The organism is Kribbella pratensis (assembly GCF_004366075.1).
Classification (GTDB): domain Bacteria; phylum Actinomycetota; class Actinomycetes; order Propionibacteriales; family Kribbellaceae; genus Kribbella; species Kribbella pratensis.
In genome coordinates this window covers 328,466-344,901 of the sequence record NZ_SODU01000003.1, presented here as the reverse complement: position 1 = coordinate 344,901, position 16,436 = coordinate 328,466, and the positions used below count along the sequence as shown (strand labels likewise).

12 protein-coding genes are annotated in these 16,436 nt (G+C 68.5%); 8 read left to right on the top strand and 4 right to left on the bottom strand.

The features are described 5' to 3' along the window. Window positions 1-17 precede the first annotated feature (17 nt). The 3 genes from EV137_RS25640 (at window position 18) to moeZ (ending at window position 5,057) form a co-directional block, all read left to right on the top strand. Window positions 18-932: an alpha/beta fold hydrolase gene (locus EV137_RS25640; protein ID WP_134006986.1), complete on the top strand. Its 915-nt coding sequence runs from the start codon at window positions 18-20 to the stop codon at window positions 930-932. 63 nt (window positions 933-995) lie between these two features. Next, a complete protein-coding gene (locus EV137_RS25635) occupies window positions 996-3,746 on the top strand; it encodes a Calx-beta domain-containing protein (protein ID WP_238175552.1) in 2,751 nt (916 codons plus the stop codon). A 120-nt stretch (window positions 3,747-3,866) separates the two neighbouring features. Beyond that, the gene (gene moeZ, locus EV137_RS25630) at window positions 3,867-5,057 is read left to right on the top strand and encodes an adenylyltransferase/sulfurtransferase MoeZ (RefSeq protein WP_134006990.1); all 1,191 of its coding nucleotides are present in this window, start codon (window positions 3,867-3,869) and stop codon (window positions 5,055-5,057) included. Here moeZ and EV137_RS25625 read toward each other — a convergent pair. Both EV137_RS25625 and EV137_RS25620 read right to left on the bottom strand, forming a co-directional pair. After that, a complete protein-coding gene (locus EV137_RS25625) occupies window positions 5,054-5,839 on the bottom strand; it encodes a maleylpyruvate isomerase family mycothiol-dependent enzyme (protein WP_134131104.1) in 786 nt (261 codons plus the stop codon). The two genes, moeZ and EV137_RS25625, sit on opposite strands and share 4 nt — an antisense overlap. 2 nt (window positions 5,840-5,841) lie before the next feature. Then, window positions 5,842-6,477, bottom strand: a complete 636-nt coding sequence (locus tag EV137_RS25620; protein ID WP_166680017.1) for a TetR/AcrR family transcriptional regulator — start codon at window positions 6,475-6,477, stop codon at window positions 5,842-5,844. 78 nt (window positions 6,478-6,555) lie between these two features. Here EV137_RS25620 and EV137_RS25615 point away from each other — a divergent pair, with 78 nt between their 5' ends. From EV137_RS25615 to EV137_RS25605, 3 genes are all read left to right on the top strand, one after another. After that, on the top strand, window positions 6,556-6,822 hold the full coding sequence (locus tag EV137_RS25615) for a DUF2277 domain-containing protein (protein ID WP_130383962.1): 267 nt from the start codon (window positions 6,556-6,558) through the stop codon (window positions 6,820-6,822). An 83-nt stretch (window positions 6,823-6,905) separates the two neighbouring features. Further along, on the top strand, window positions 6,906-7,745 hold the full coding sequence (locus EV137_RS25610; RefSeq protein WP_134006996.1) for a TIGR03560 family F420-dependent LLM class oxidoreductase: 840 nt from the start codon (window positions 6,906-6,908) through the stop codon (window positions 7,743-7,745). A 31-nt stretch (window positions 7,746-7,776) separates the two neighbouring features. Then, the gene (locus EV137_RS25605) at window positions 7,777-8,073 is read left to right on the top strand and encodes an MGMT family protein (protein WP_134006998.1); all 297 of its coding nucleotides are present in this window, start codon (window positions 7,777-7,779) and stop codon (window positions 8,071-8,073) included. 54 nt (window positions 8,074-8,127) lie between these two features. Here the strand turns inward: EV137_RS25605 and EV137_RS25600 are convergent, their stop codons facing one another. Then, window positions 8,128-9,030: a hypothetical protein gene (locus EV137_RS25600; protein ID WP_238175551.1), complete on the bottom strand. Its 903-nt coding sequence runs from the start codon at window positions 9,028-9,030 to the stop codon at window positions 8,128-8,130. A 113-nt stretch (window positions 9,031-9,143) separates the two neighbouring features. Here EV137_RS25600 and EV137_RS25595 point away from each other — a divergent pair, with 113 nt between their 5' ends. Together EV137_RS25595 and EV137_RS25590 are read left to right on the top strand one after the other, a co-directional pair. After that, on the top strand, window positions 9,144-12,362 hold the full coding sequence (locus tag EV137_RS25595) for an ATP-dependent helicase (protein WP_134131102.1): 3,219 nt from the start codon (window positions 9,144-9,146) through the stop codon (window positions 12,360-12,362). Beyond that, the gene (locus EV137_RS25590; RefSeq protein ID WP_134131101.1) at window positions 12,362-15,589 is read left to right on the top strand and encodes an ATP-dependent helicase; all 3,228 of its coding nucleotides are present in this window, start codon (window positions 12,362-12,364) and stop codon (window positions 15,587-15,589) included. The genes EV137_RS25595 and EV137_RS25590 overlap by 1 nt, the downstream gene beginning before the upstream one ends. Here the strand turns inward: EV137_RS25590 and EV137_RS25585 are convergent. Continuing rightward, window positions 15,567-16,427 carry an LLM class flavin-dependent oxidoreductase gene (locus EV137_RS25585; protein ID WP_134131100.1) on the bottom strand — a complete coding sequence of 287 codons (861 nt, stop codon included), beginning with the start codon at window positions 16,425-16,427 and terminating at the stop codon, window positions 15,567-15,569. The two genes, EV137_RS25590 and EV137_RS25585, sit on opposite strands and share 23 nt — an antisense overlap. Window positions 16,428-16,436 lie beyond the last annotated feature (9 nt).

Genomic DNA, 16,436 nt, shown 5'->3' with positions numbered 1-16,436 from the left:
CGTCCTAACATGGGTGCGTGGATAGTTACGGGCCAGTAACCGGGGACGCCGTACCCGTGGAACTGCGGAAGTGGCCGGAGCGGCGGGTGCCGGTCGCAGGGGTGGACCTGCTGGTCAGAGACGTGCCGGATGCGGCCCCGGACCTGCCTCCCGCCCTGTTCGTCCACGGTCTGGGCGGGTCGTCGCTGAACTGGACCGCGCTCGGCCTGCTGCTCAACGACACGATCCGGGGCATTGCTCCCGACCTGCCGGGTTTCGGTCGTACGCCGCTTACTGGTGTGACCGGGATCTCGGAGCAGGCCGACGTACTGATCCAGCTGCTGGAACGCGAGTACGACCAGCCGGTGCACGTGTTCGGGAACTCGATGGGTGGTGCCTCGTCCGTGGCGCTCGCAGCGCAGCGTCCCGACCTGGTGGCGTCGCTGACGCTGGTGTCGCCCGCACTGCCGCATCCACGGGTGTCGGCGAGTGCGCTGTGGTTCGCCGCGCTGGCGACGCCCCGGATCGGTCCCGCCGTACTGGAGCGGACGCAGCGGTTGCCGTTCGACCAGCGGTTCCAGGCGTCGCTGGCGATGGTGTTCGGGGATCCGCGGTCGTTGGCGCCCGAGGTGCGCGCGGCGTACGAGGAGGAGCTGCACCGGCGCGACACCGACCCGTGGAGCCGGCAGGCCACTGTGGAGGCCGCCCGGAGCATCCTGCGCTCGTCGCTGGCCAGACCGCGCAGATCACTCTGGGCGGACGCCGCAAGAGTCGAGTGCCCGGTGCTGCTGATCTACGGCGGGAAGGACCGGCTGGTCGACGCACGAATCCGTACCAAGGCTCAGCGCACCTTTCCGAACGCCCACCTCCTCTACCTGCCGCAGTCGGGACATGTCGCGCAGATGGAGCACCCGGATCAGGTGGCGCGGGCGTTCCGTCACCTGATCGCTTGATCGAGTCGAATCCGACGCCCGGCTGAGACACGACTGAGCGGAGCGTCAGGTCAACTTGGGCGCGTGATTGGCAGAACCGCCCGAAATCTGTCGTTGGGAATCGCCGTACTCCTTGGTGTGGGGCCGCTGACTGCGACCGCCGCACCGCCGGTTGTTGCTCAGAGCAGCCAATGGGAAGTGCGGCCTGTTGCCGGCGGATATCAACTGACCCTGCACCTCGACGCACCCGCACCGATGCGTGCATCGCTGCCGCTGCTGGAGGTCGACGGTACGCCGCTCGGTGTTGCGAAGCAGTCGCCGGACCGGAAGACGCTGACGCTCGTCAGCACCGATCCGGCTGTGCTGAAAGCGCGCGACGTCCGCCTGCTGTGGTCCGGGGATCTCGGTAAAGAGGCCGGCAAGAGCCGGAGCGTCGGCTCCGCCGGACCGACCGATGCCGACTGGCTGAAGGCGCGGCGTGGACCGCTGCTGCCGTCGGATCCCGGTGCGGTGGGCAGGTACAAGGTCGACACCGCGGAGTACAACCTTGGCGACGAGGCCGTGTACCTGCCAGGTCTCGCGCACCGCTCCGAGCTTCGCGGGAAGGTGTATTCGCCACGTGGTGCGGTAGGTCCGCGGCCGCTCGTGGTCTTCCTGCACGGGCGCCACGAGGTCTGCTACGGCGAGCCCAGTCACCCGTCCGACAAGGAGAAGCCTTGGCCGTGTCCGCCGGGCATGAAGCCCATCCCCAGCTACCGCGGGTACGACGGTCCGGCGACCGCACTGGCCAGCAACGGGTACCAGGTCGTCTCGATCAGCGCGAACGCGATCAACGGCTGGGACAGCGACGCGTACGACGCCGGCGCACAGGCGCGGGCCGAACTGATCCTGGACCACCTCGCACTGTGGCGGAAATGGTCGACGATCGGCGGGGCACCGTTCGGTACCCGCTTCGTCGGCAAGTTCAACCTGCAGAACGTGGGGCTGATGGGGCACTCACGTGGCGGCGAGGGAGTTGCCCGGGCTGCAGTGCTCAACACTGACCGCGGCGGTCAGTACGGGATCCGCGCAGTGCTTCCGCTGGCTCCCACCGACTTTGCGCGAGCCACGGTGCCTGGTGTGGCGATGAGCGTCGTACTCCCGTACTGCGACGGTGACGTGTCCGATCTGCAGGGCCAGAAGTTCTACGACGACACCAGGTACTCCGTTGGCGGTGACACCGCGCCGCGCTCCACCGTCACAGTGCTGGGCGCCAACCACAACTTCTTCAACACCGAATGGACCCCTGGTCAGTCGGTGGCTCCGTCGAACGACGACTGGTTCGGTGACGAGAAGGCGTCGCCGTGCGGAGCGAAGTACGCGGGCCGGTTGACGGCGAAGCAGCAGCAGGCCGTAGGTACGGCATACGTCGCTGGGTTCTTCCGGCTGCAACTGGGTCACGAGACGCAGTTCCTGGCGCAGTTCGACGGGTCGGACTCGCGGGCGGTGTCCGCTGGGAACGCCGTCGTACGAGTGGTGTCGCAGGCACCACTGGAGTCGCGGCGGGACCTGAACCACTTCGACAAGGCGCTGCCTAGGGGCGCCGTCAGCGGCAAGGTGTCTGCGACCGTGTGCGCGGGTGTGAGCGGTCCGACCAGGCGCGCGGGTGTGCCGACGTGCATGGAGACCGAGGACTGGGGCAACGCGCCGCACTGGGATACGGCGTGGTTCGCCGCAAGGACACCGACCACAGCGGTCACCAAGCTGAGGTGGACAGGTACGAACGGGATCGTGCGCGTCGACGTACCTGCAGGGCAGCGCGACGTACGTCGGTTTGCGGCGCTGACGTTCCGTGCCGCACCGGACCCGGCCGGCATGCCCAAGACTGACCTGAGCGTTCGCGTGGTCGATGGACATGGCCAGGCGGCTGTAGTGCCGGTGTCTGCGGTCAGCGATGCACTGGTGCGGATGCCGGGCAGCAGCGAGGTCGGGCTGCCCAAGAACCTGCTGCGGACCGTACGCATCCCGGTGTCGTCGCTCAGGGGCGTGAACCTGCGCGACGTGCGTGCCGTGGAGCTGCGGACGGACAGGGTTGCCAGTGGGTCGGCATACGTGAGTGATCTGGGCTTCTCGTCGCCCGGACTCGGGCTCTCGGGACCTGCGGTCTTGCTGCCGAAGCTGTCCGCGTCCAGCGTCACTGTGAAGGAGGGGGACACAGGCACGCACACAGTGGACTTCTGGGTGCGCATGTCGCGTCCGAGCATCCGGCCGGTCAGCGTGTACGTCGAGACGAACGGGGACCTCGGCGAGTCCGTGGGGGACGTTGCGCGGCATCTGGTGTTCAAACCGGGTCAGGTACGGCAGAAGGTGACCGTGCCGATCAAAGCGAACACTCGGGACAGCTACGACCTGCCGTTCAGCCTAGTGCTCTCAGCACCGCATGACGGGCTGCTGGACGAGTCGTTCGGCCACGGCCTCGTCCTCGACGACGACCCGACTCCGACGTTGACGCTCGGCAACCTGAAGGCGACCGAGAATGCGGGCGTGGTGAGCTTCCCGGTCAAGCTGTCCGCGCCGAGCGACAAGTACATCAGCTTCTCCGGCGTCCTGAAGGACGGTACGGCGGTGATCCGCAAGGACTACCGCAGCGTCAACGACGACGGCACCGGCGCGGCCGACCGGACCATCGACGGGTACGTCGAACCCGGTAAGACCACCGGTGACCTCCAGGTCAAGATCCTCGACGACAAACTCAAGGAACCGTCCGAGACCTTCACCGCGGTGATCAACCAGATCGACGGAGCCGAACTGAAGCTCCCGGCGACCCTGACCGCCACGATTACCGACAACGACTGAGACGCGGGGACCGCGATGTGGACTGTGGCGGGGGCGGTTGGGATAGTGCGGGAACATGGAGGAGGGACAGATGGTTGAAAACCGGAGATCCCGTCCGACGTCTTCCTGAGGAGCCGACACGTGTCACTGCCACCGCTGGTCGAACCGGCCGACGAGCTGACGATTGACGAGGTGCGGCGCTATTCGCGGCACCTGATCATCCCCGAGGTCGGGATGGCCGGGCAGAAGCGGCTGAAGAACGCCAAGGTGCTGGTGATCGGCGCCGGCGGTCTCGGCAGCCCCGCGCTGCTCTACCTGGCCGCCGCCGGGGTCGGCACGCTCGGCATCGTCGAGTTCGACACCGTCGACGAGTCCAACCTGCAGCGCCAGATCATCCACGGCCAGTCCGACGTGGGGAAGTCCAAGGCCCAGTCGGCCAAGGACTCCATTCTCGAGACCAACCCGAACACCAACGTCGTCCTGCACGAGGTGCGCCTGGACAACGACAACGTGTTCGAGATCTTCGAGCAGTACGACCTGATCGTCGACGGCACCGACAACTTCGCCACCCGCTACCTGGTGAACGACGCCGCGGTGCTGCTCGGCAAGCCGTACGTCTGGGGCTCGATCTTCCGCTTCGACGGCCAGGTCAGCGTGTTCTGGGCCGAGCACGGGCCGTGCTACCGCTGCCTGTACCCGGAGCCCCCGCCGCCCGGCATGGTCCCGTCCTGCGCCGAGGGCGGTGTGCTCGGCGTGCTCTGCGCATCGGTCGGCGCCGCACAGGTCACCGAGGCGATCAAGCTGCTCACCGGGATCGGCGACCCGTCGCTCGGCCGGCTGAACATCTACGAGGCGCTCGACCTGAACTGGCGCGCGCTGAAGGTCCGCAAGGACCCGAACTGCGCGATCTGCGGCGAGAACCCGACCGTCACCGAGCTGATCGACTACGAGAGCTTCTGCGGGGCCCTGACCGAGGAGGCGGCCGACGCGGCCGTCGGCTCGACCATCTCGGTGAAGCAGCTCAGCGAGTGGATCAAGCTGAAGGACAACGGCGAGAAGGACTTCGTGCTGATCGACGTCCGGGAGCCGAACGAGTACGAGATCAACAAGATCCCGGGCTCGGTGCTGATCCCGAAGGCCGACTTCCAGACCGGTGTGGCGCTGGAGAAGCTGCCGCAGGACAAGCAGCTGGTGTTCCACTGCAAGTCCGGCGTCCGCTCCGCCGAGGTGCTCGCAATCGCCAAGGGCGCGGGCTTCTCCGACGCGGTGCACGTCGGCGGAGGCGTGGTCGCCTGGGTCGACCAGATCGACCCGAGCCAGCCGTCGTACTAGAAGTCCATCCGGCAGGACGCGATCGCCTCAGTGGCTACGGGATCACCTGTAACCACTGGGGCGTCGTCACGCCCGGACAGCGTTCGCATGTAGGCGACCGCGTCCACCGCGGCGTGACCGACCGGCTCACCCCTCCCCAGCAGATAGGTCCCACCTCCAGGCCCGGTGAGTTCTAGCACGACGGCCGGCCGGTCACCCCAGAACGGCCCGGACGCTTCCAGGTCGTAGACGACCTGGGCGATCAGCTCCTCGGCGTACGGCCCCGGGGCGAACGGCCGTCCGAGCGCCTGGCACACGTCGTCGCGGTGCATCCACAGGTCCCGCGCCAGCAGGATGTCCTGTACATAGCCGAACGACATCCGGGGCGCCGGGTCCACCTGCATCGATACCCGCCGGAACAACTCCGGAGTGCGCGAGATCTTCTTGGTCGCCCTCGCCCACACCTGGTCGAACAGATCCCGGAGCTCGGCCGGCGGCGTACCGCGGTGTTCGTCGGCCTGCACCATCATGTGCGCGTCGAACCGGGGCACGCCGGGGTAGACCCGCTTGTTCTTGAGCCACCGCCGCGGGAACGAGGTCGGCTTGATCACGTCCTCCGCCTGGCCGATCAGGTGGCCGGCGATGTCCGCGACGTCCCATGCGTCGCAGACGGTACGGCGCTGCCACTCGTCCCCCTCGATCGACGCGAGCAGTTCGTGCCACGCCTGGAGCTCGGAGTCCCGGTGGATCCGGCACCGCGGACGGTCGGCCCGCCCGATCTGCTCCGCGAGTACTGCGGTCATCTCTACCCCCTGGTTGGTGCGTAGTGCTGATAGAACATCTCGAGTACGACGGGCAGCAGCCGGCTGAACCGTCCTTCTTCGAACGGCACGTCCGGCTCGTTCGCCATCTGCTGCGACAGCACGCCGGACGTCACCGACGTGAACACCGCGAGCCCCTCCTCGGTCGCCGCGTCCGGACGCAACCGGCCCGCGTCCACGCCCGCCTGCAGGTGCCGGCGCAGGTCGGCGAGTGCCTCCTGAGCCGGTGCGAACGCCTCCGCGCTGGGCTCGAACCCGGGGATCGTCCGCCAGAACAGCAGCTGTGAATAGATCGGGTTCTGCATCGCCCAGCGGGCGAACGCCGTGGTGCCGATCAGGTGCAACTCGACGACGTCGTCCGTCGGCGCGGCCGCGATCGCGTGGCGCTGTGCGGCCAGGAACTGCTCGGCGCCCCGCTGGAACAGGGCGTCGTAGATCGCCATCTTCGACGGGAAGTACTGGTACAGCGACGGCGGCTGCATACCGAGCCGACGGGCCACCGCGGACAGGCTCAAGGCCGCGACGCCCTCGGCCTCCATCAGCTCGACGGCGACGTCGAGGATCTCCCCGATCGTCTGCTGACGACGGCGGGTACGGCGGTCCGGCGCAGTAGTGCTCATGTCATGAGGAAAACCTAACGGCATTAGGGATGTCAATACCTCGTAGGTTGTCCCCGGTCCCGCGTACTGTTTTGTGGCATGTGCAGAAACATCACAGTGCTCCGGGGACTCGAGCCGTCCGCGACCTCCGAGGAGATCTACGCGGCCGCGTTGCAGTACGTCCGCAAGGTGACGGGAGTCGGCTCGCTGAGCGCGACCACCCGCGCCCCGATCGAGCGCGCGGCCACCGAGGTCGCCCGCATCACCGAGCAACTCCTCGAGGAGATGCCGGCCCGCCGCAACCCACCCCAGACGGTGCCACCGCTGCGCCGCCCCGAAGTCCGCGCCCGCCTCGGCCTCGACTGACCGTCCGCGGAGTAATGTCTCCCTTCGGGAAACGGTTGCCCTAGTTCGGTTGCCCTAGTTGTGTTGCCTTGAGGGAGGCGCGGATGCGGTTCGCGATCAAGACCAGGCCGGAACACACCACCTGGCAGCAGATGCGGGACGTGTGGGTCGCGGCGGACCAGTTCGAGATCTTCGAGTCCGCGTGGCACTGGGATCACTTCTACCCGCTCAGCGGTGACATGCAGGGCCCGAACCTGGAGGCCTGGACGACGCTGGCCGCGCTCGCGCAGGCGACGTCCCGGATCCGGCTCGGCTGCCAGGTGACCGGGATGATCTACCGGCATCCCGCCGTGCTCGCGAACATGGCGGCGACCACGGACATCATCAGCAACGGCCGCCTCGAGCTCGGCATCGGCGCCGGCTGGAACGAGATGGAGACCGCGGCGTACGGCATCGAGCTGTACGGGCTGAAGGAGCGCTTCGACCGGTTCGACGAGGGCACGCAGGCGATGATCGCGCTGCTCACCGAGAAGGTCGCGAACTTCGACGGCAAGTACATCAAGCTCACCGAGGCGTACTGCAACCCGAAGCCGGTGCAGACGCCGCACCCGCCGATCACCATCGGCGGCAAGGGGCCGAAGCGGACGCTCCGCGCGGTCGCCAGGTGGGCGCAGCAGTGGAACGTCATCGTCCCGGACCCGCAGGAGTGGAAGGCGCTCAAGGACGTCCTCGTCCAGCGCTGCGAAGAGGTCGGTCGCGACGTCAACGAGATCACCTGCTCGGTGAACGTCCGCATCGATCCCGACAGCCCGCTCGACAAGGCGGTCGCCGAGGCCGCGGCGTACGGCGAAGCAGGCGTCGACCTGGTGATCATGAACCTCCCGCTCGACGCGCCGCCGTCCGTCCTGGAGCCGCTCGCGAAGGCGCTCGCCCCACTCGCCTAGATCTGGCCCGATTGCGCCTAGATTGAGCACCGTGGACAGGGAGGAGTACGTCGAGGCCGTGCTGCAGGCCGTGGAGTCGATCCCGGAGGGCAGCGTCGCGACGTACGGCGACATCGCGGAGTACGTCGGGCAGGGCGGACCGCGGCAGGTCGGGGCGATCATGCGCGAGTACGGCGCGAGTGTGCCGTGGTGGCGGGTGATCCGCGCGTCCGGCGTACCGGCCGACGAGGTCGGCGACGAGCAACTGCACCGGTTGCGCTCGGACGGCGTCCGGGTGAGCAACGGCCGCGTCAACCTACGCGAGTTCCGCTGGGCCCCTCAGCACTGACATCGGCGACGCGGCGACCCCGCCCCGGGTCCCCGCGCCGCCGATGAGCTTCTACTACTCGCCGTTGAGCGAGGTGCCTGCCTGCGAGGTGCGCAGGAAGTAGATCGGGTCGTTGAACGTGCCGGGCAACTTGCCCAGGTTCTGGATGACCGTTGCGGTTCCGCTGGCGTGGCCGACGGCGTACAGGTACGCCGACCCGCTGTCCCGGTCGATCGCGGCGAGCAGCGTGCTCTGCGTGCCGCACTTCTCCGCGACGATCGCCTCGAAGCCCTGCCAGGTCGATGTCCGGACAACTTTCACCACCGGCGTCAGCGGCGACGTGACCGGGATGTGAATCGTGTACAGCGCGCCGCCCCGCGTCGTGGCGAGGAGCGTGTCGTACGTCGCGGTCTGGCTGATCAGCGTCATCGTCTTGACTGCGGCGAACCCGGCGTACGAACCGAGCGCGTGGAAGCCGGTGCTGTCCTTCTTCCACCGGAACAGCACACCGTCGTTGCGCAGCCCGTACAGGTACTCCCGGCTCGGGCTGGCGCCCTTCGGATAACCGGACCGGGCCAGCTGGGTGAAGTCGCCCATACCGTCCTGGATGTTCCCGCGACCCCACCACGGCCCGTCCGGCGGGCGGGCGATCAGTGTGCTGTAGAGCCAGGTGCCGTAGATCGCGTAGCCGCGGTCGACGATGCCGTCGTGGCTGTCGTAAGAGAACTCCCAGGTCGCACTGGCCCTGGTCTCGCCCGGGTCAGCGACCTGCGGGCCGACCCGGCGTTCGCTCGCGACCGGCGGGCTCGCGGCGGACAGAACCTGGTCGACGTAGTTGCCTTGCGCGGTGATCGAGCCGAGATCCAGCGAGCAGATCGACTGGACCTTCGGATCGGCCGCGGTGGCAGTGGCGGTACCGAGACCAGCCAGTAGAACAGCCGCCCCCAGGAGGGCGGCGGTACGCCGCATCGTCCTCATTCGGTGCTCCTCGTTGTGTGTGAAGCTGTCGACGAACTCGATGCGGAGCGGAGTGGAAAAGTTACGGAGTGCCCCATTCGGAAAACGTCGGTGGGGTCTGTTGAGATAGGGCGGTGGTCAACAGACAGAGGTCCCGGTACCGGTTGGTCCGGGAGGAGCGCCGGAGCGCGGAGGCCCCTGTTCTCGATCCCGACCAGCAAGCCGTGGTGGATCATCCGGGCGGGCCTCTGCTGGTGCTCGCGGGGCCCGGCACCGGGAAGACGACGACGTTGGTCGAGGCCGTTGTCGACCGGGTTCGCAATCGTGGGTTGAGCCCGGACGAAGTACTGGTGCTGACGTTCGGCCGGAAGGCCGCGACCGAGTTGCGGGATCGCATCACCGGTCGCCTCGGGCGGACGACACGGGTGATGCCGTCGATGACGTTCCATTCCTTCTGCTACGCGTTGCTGCGCCGGTTCACGCCGGCCGACGCGTTCGACGTACCGCTGCGACTTCCGTCCGGTCCGGAGCAGTCGCTGCGGTTGAGCGAGGCGTTGTCAGGAAGTCGTGAGGTCGGTGCGGTGCACTGGCCGGGCAGTTTGCATCCGGCGTTGAAGACGCGCGGGTTCACCGACGAGGTGCAGGCGGTGATCGGCAAGGCGCGGCAGTTGGGCCTCGACCCGGAGGACCTGTCCGCGATCGGGCGGTCGGCGGAGCGGGCCGAGTGGGTCGCGGTCGGCGACTTCTTCGAGGAGTACCTGCGAGTTCTCGACGCGGAGCAGGTGCTGGACTACTCCGAACTGATTCATCGCGCGGTCATCCTGGCGCAGCAGCCGCAGGTGCGGGCCAAGCTGCGGACCGAGTTCAAAGCGGTGTTCGTGGACGAGTACCAGGACACCGATCCCGGCCAGACGAAGCTGCTGCAGGCGATCGCGGGCGACGGCCGCGACCTGGTCGTGGTCGGCGATCCGGACCAGTCGATCTACACGTTCCGGGGCGCGGACGTGCGCGGACTGCTCCGGTTCACCGACGAGTTCCGGACCCGCGACGGCGCGGAAGCAGCCCAGATCGCGTTGGGTACGACGCGACGTTTCGGGACCACCCTGCAACGCGTGTCGCGCAATGTCGTCAACCGCCTCGGCGTACCGGGGTCGCTGGATCGGGACACGTTCGAGCGGTTCCGGAACCCGGATGCCTCGTCGTGCGTCTTCGGTCCGGGAAAGGTCGAGGCGAACCTGTACTCCACGAGCGGCGCGGAGCTCGAGCACATCGCGGACCTGCTACGGCGCGCGCACGTTCAGGACGGCATCGGGTGGAGCGAGATGGCGGTACTCGTCCGGTCCGGGAGTCGTTCGATTCCTCCGTTGCGACGGGCGTTGGCGGCGGCCGGCATCCCGGTGGACGTTGCGGGCGACGAGCTGCCGTTGTCGCGTGAGCCCGCCGTACGGCCGATGTTGCTGGCGTTGCGTGCGGTGGCTGACCCGGAGACGTTGACCGTCGATGTCGTACGGGCGTTGGCGCTGTCGCCGCTGGGCGCCATGGACGCGGGGCAACTGCGGCGGCTGGCGCGGGTGCTGCGGCGACGCGATCGGGACGCGGCGAACGGGCAGCGGTTGCCGCGGTCGTCGGACGAGCTGTTGCGGGAAGCGATGCTGAACCCGTTGCAGCTCGACGAGGAGGCGTCGCCGGCCGAGGCGCGGTTCGCGGCGCTCGGCGAGCGGTTGCTCAAGGCAAGGAATATCGTGACCGCGGGCGCGGCGCCGGACGAGGTGATGTGGTCGCTGTGGTCGGAGTCGCCGTGGTTGCGGCGGCTGCGCGGGCAGGCCACGTCGGGCGGCGAGACCGCGCGGGCGGCGAACCGGGATCTGGATTCGTTGTGCGCGTTGTTCGATGCGGCCGGGCGGGCGGAGGAGCAGGTCGGGTTCAAGGGGGTTTCGGCGTTCCTGTCGGAGCTGGAGTCGCTCGACATCGCGGGGGACAACCGCTTCGACGGGACGTACCGCGAGGCCGGCGTACAGCTGATGACGGCGCACCGGTCGAAGGGCCTGCAATGGCGGCTCGTTGTCGTCGCTTCGGTGCAGGAGGGCCAGTGGCCGGACCTGCGGCGGCGCGGGTCGTTGCTGGAGCCGGACCGGTTGGGAACGGACGGGTTGATCGATCCGTTGTCGGCGGGCGCGTTGCTCGCCGAGGAGAGACGGTTGTTCTACGTCGCGATCACGCGTGCGCGCGAGCGGCTGATCGTGACCGCCGTACAGGCGCCCGAGGCCGACGGTGATCAACCCTCCCGATTCCTTGCCGAGCTGGACATTCCTTTGAAACTGGTCGCCGGGCGGCCGCGGCGGCCGTTGTCGTTGCCGGGTCTCGTCGCCGATCTGCGCTGCGTGCTGGCGGATCCGGCGTCGTCGCCGGCGTTGAAGCGAGTGGCAGCGGACCGGTTGGCTTTGCTGGCGTCGGCTGTCGACGACCGGGATCAGCCCTTGGTGCCGACGGCTGATCCGTCGCGCTGGTGGGGTGTGCGGGAGCGCACGGAGTCGGTGCGGCCGATCGCAGATCCCGAGCTGCCGGTGCCGTTGTCGGGCAGTGCGCTGACGACGATCGTGGACTGTCCGTTGCGGTGGTTCCTGACCAGGCGGGCCGGTGGGGAGACGCCGAGTACGTCCGCGATCGGGTTCGGGATGGTGCTGCACACGCTGGCCGATGCGGTCGCGACCGGGACCCTGCCGCCGTCGGTCGACGAGCTGAACGGGTGGCTGGACAAGGTGTGGACGCAGCTCGAGTTCGAGTCCGCGTGGATCTCGGACCGGGAGCGGGTCGAGGCGGAGCAGGCGTTGCGGCGGTTCGTGGCGTGGCACCAGGGTCGGCCGGACCGGACGCTGGTGGGGACGGAGGTGGACTTCGACGTACTGCTGCCGGACGAGGAGCACCCGGCGGTTCGGGTGAAGGGCCGGATGGACCGCGTCGAAAAGGATTCTGAAGGTACGGTCCGGGTGGTCGACCTGAAGACCGGGCGGAACATTCCGACCAAGCCCGCGCTGGAGCGGCACGTGCAGCTGGCGATCTACCAGCGAGCGATCAACTCACGGCAGATGAAGAAGCTCGGCGAGGAGGCGGTCGCCGGTGGAGCCGAGCTCGTCCAGCTCCGCCACGACGACAACGGCGGCTTCCCGAAGGTCCAGCCGCAAGGGCCTCTGGAAACCGATGAGGACGGCCGCACCTGGCTCGACGAAGCGGTCGACAACGCCGAATCCATGATCCGCTCGGAGGAATTCACGGCCCAACGCAACGACGGCTGCAACCGCTGCGAAGCCCGCGCCCTCTGCCCCATCCAGCCCGAAGGCCGGGAGATCGTCTGATGCCCGCTGCGGTACTGCGCACCACAGCCGACCTGTGCGATCTGCTCGGCATCCCGTTCAGCGACCAGCAACTCGCGGCGATCACAGCTCCGCTCGAGCCCGGGGTGATCGTGGCGGGGGCCGGGTCGGGGAAGACTACGGCGATGGCGGCCCGGGTGGTGTGGCTGATCTGCACCGGTCAGGTGAAACCGGAGGAAGTGCTCGGGCTGACGTTCACCAAGAAGGCCGCCAACGAGCTCGACGTCCGGATCCGCGAGGACCTGACGAAGGCCGGCGTCCTCGGATCGACCTTGCCGAAGGACCAGCACCCGATTCTGGCCGCGCACCTGCGCAGCAACATCCCCAACTGGGAGCCCGAGGAGCCGGGCGAGCCCGTCGTCTCGACGTACCACGCCTTCGCCGGCACGTTGATCGCCGAGCACGGCCTCCGCATCGGCCTCGAGCCGGACTCCCGCGTGCTCGCCGACGCGACCCGATTCCAGTTGGCGGGTCGCGTCGTACGGCGGTCCGCCGGGCCGATCCGCTTCGCCTCGCATCACGTGCCGACGCTCGTCAACAGCCTGCTCGCTTTGGATGGCGAGTTGGCCGATCACCTGCTTCGTCCCGACGACATCCGCGAGCACGACGACGCCGTACGGCAAGAGGTCGCGGCGGTGCGCAAGCAGACGGTGGAGGTCCGCAAGCTCGCCGAGACCGCGTTGAAGCGGGGGGAGATCCTGCAGCTCGTCGAGGAGTACCAGGCGTACAAGGCGGAGCGCGGCGTCGTCGACTTCGCCGACCAGATGGCGCTCGGCGCGCGGCTCGCCGAGGAGTGTCCGGAGGTCGCCGCCATCGAGCGGTCGCGGTACAAGGTCGTGCTGCTCGACGAGTACCAGGACACGTCCGTCTCGCAGCGCCGGATGCTCACCGCGCTGTTCGCCGCGGGTGACGGGCGCGGCCATCCGGTCACCGCGGTCGGTGACCCGTGCCAGGCGATCTACGGCTGGCGCGGTGCCTCGGTCGCGAACCTGGACGAGTTCCCCGCGCACTTCCGGCAGGCTGACGGATCGCCGGCTCGGCGGTACGTGCTGAGCGTCAACCGCCGCTGCGGCAGCCGCATTCTCGCGGCGGCGAACCAGCATGCGGCCGAGCTCTACGAACAGCACCCCGGCGTCATCCCGCTCGAGGCCCCGGAGAACGCTCCGGAGGGCGCGATCACGGTCGGGTTGTTCGAGACCCGCTCGCAGGAGATCGAGTGGGTCGCCGACGCGATCGTCGCCGCGCACCGCACCCGGAACCGCCGCTGGAAGGACATCGGCATCCTGATGCGGACGAACGTCGACCTCAGCGCGGTGCACGAGGCGCTGATCGCGCGCAAGGTCCCGGTCGAGGTCGTCGGTCTCGGCGGTCTGCTTGCGCTCCCCGAGGTCGTCGACGTGGTCGCGACCCTGCAGGCCGTCAACGACCTGACCGCGAACGCGGCGATGCTCCGGATCCTCACCGGCCCGCGCTACCGGATCGGTCACCGCGACCTCGCACTGCTCGCCAACCGCGCCCGCGCGCTCGCCGACGCGGGGGAGCGGCCGGCCGCCGACGACCTGGTCGCCGCGCTCGACGCGGCCGTCGCCGGGATGGATTCGACCGAGGTCATCTCGCTCGCCGAGGCGGTCGACGATCCGGGTCCGGCGGCGTACGCGCCGGAGGCGCTGACCCGCTTCAAGGAGTTGTCGGTCGAGCTACGCGAGCTGCGCGCGCATGCGGGCGAGCCGCTGCTCGACCTGGTCCGCCGGGTGATCAGCACGATCGGCCTGGACGTCGAGCTGACCGCGACCCCCGATCACATCGACGCCGGGCGACGCGATCACCTCGCCGCGTTCCTGGATGCCGTGGGCAACTTCGTGTCGACCGAGTCGGACGGATCACTGGACGGTCTGCTCGCGTACCTCGCGGCCGAGGAGGAGTACGCCGCCGGCCTCGACCTCGCCGTACCGAGTGAAGCCGACTCGGTGAAGCTGCTCACCACACACCGGTCGAAGGGCCTGGAGTGGCCGGTCGTGTTCGTGCCGACGCTGGTGTCGAAGGTCTTCCCGTCGGATCGCGGGCGGGACAAGTGGACGACGAACGCAAAGGTGCTTCCGTGGCCGTTGCGCGGTGACGCCGACACGCTGCCGGACATCCACGACCTGTCCAACGCCGGGCTGAAGGCGTTCGCGGACGAGTGCAAGGAAGTGAACGCACTGGAGGAGCGGCGGCTCGGGTACGTCGCGTTCACGCGTGCGAAGGAACTGCTGGTCGCGACCGGGCACTGGTGGGGTCCGACGCAGAAGCGGCCGCGCGGTCCCTCGTCGTACCTCTCGGTGCTGAAGAAGCACGCCGGGGAGCGGGTCATCGCCTGGGCGGAGCAGCCGGAGTTGACGGCGGAGAACCCGGAGCTGGCCGAGCAGACGCAGGCGCCGTGGCCGACGCCGTACGACGTGGACTCGTACCAGCGACGACTGGAATCGGCTGCTCTGGTGCAGCTGTCGCGCGCGGAAGGTCCGTCGATCGAGGCGGAGGAGTCGCTGCTGCTCGACGAGCAGGCGACGGTCGCGCGCTGGGACTCCGAGCTCGAGCGATTGTTGTCCGAGGCAAGGGAAAGCCGGAGCCGGAAGGCGTACGACGTGGCGCTGCCGGCCGCGCTGTCCGCGACGCAGCTGATGCGGCTGGCGAAGGATCCGGACGGACTGGCCGCCGAGCTGGCCCGCCCGATGCCGCGCAAACCCAACCGGGCCGCGCGTTTCGGGACCCGGTTCCACGCGTGGGTGGAGAGCTACTTCGGCCAGCAACTGCTGATCGACCCGGACGACCTCCCCGGCGCCGCGGACGAGGACATCGTCGACGACACCGACCTCACCGACCTGATGGACGCGTTCCGCGACGGCCCGTTCGGCGACACCACGCCGTACGAGATCGAGGCGCCGTTCGCCCTCGCCCTGGACGGCCGGGTCATCCGCGGCCGCATCGACGCCGTCTACCAGGTCGTCCGTCCGGACGGCTCCCGCGGGTACGACGTCATCGACTGGAAAACCACCCGAGGCGAAACCGCGGACCCCCTCCAGCTGGCCATCTACCGAGTCGCCTGGTCCGAACTCATGAACATCCCCCTCGACCAGGTAACAGCAGCCTTCTACTACGTCCGCACCGCCGACATCATCCGCCCGGAAGACCTCCCCGACAAACAACAACTCACCAAACTCCTGAACGGCTGACGGCTAGCGCCTCGGCGAGCAGGGAGACCTGGTCGTGGTCAGGGGAAGCCGGGTAGAAGATGACGTCGGTCGCGCCGGCCGCACGAAGGCCGGTCAAGTGGTCGCGTAGTGCCGCTGGAGTCGTCAGGGTGTCGGCTCGCGCGAACTCGAAGTACGCATCACCGTAGTAGTGACGGATGTACTCGTCGGCGACCGCGTCAGCCTCAGGCCCGAGAGCGAAATACCGCCCGGTGACGATGCGAGGATCTCCACTTCGACCGGCGTCCTTCCAAGCCGTCCGTACGGCGCTCGCACCTTGCTCGAGCGTCGCCGTACCGAACAGCGGAGCCACCCAACCCTGCCCGTGAACAGCGGCGCGACGGTAAGCGGCTGGAACCAAACCGCCGAACAGAAGCCCGGGACGGCCGTCGGGGAGATTGGACATGCCTTCAAGCTTCCCCGCCCACACCTGCCGCCAAGTCTCCAACGACGTTGTCCACAGCTCGCCGAATCCATGCTGCGCGGCTCCACTGGCGATGAAGTCGTCCGGCCAACCACCCAGACCGACACCGGCGGTCAGCCTGCCGCCGGACAGCTGATCGACCGATGCGAGCTGTTTGGCAAGCAGTACGGCGTTGCTCCGCCAGCCGATGTTGAGCACAGTCGTGACGAGCTCCACCCGCGAAGTCCGCGCCGCCGCAGCAGCCAACGCGGTCAACGGCTCCAGATTGTCGTAGACCAACCGGTCGATCACGCCGACCGCATCAAACCCCGCCTCTTCGGCCGCAGCGGCCCACTCGCCCAACCGCCGCGCATCCACCCCAGGCACCGCCGCCGGCAACCCGATCCCGACTCTCATGCTCCATTC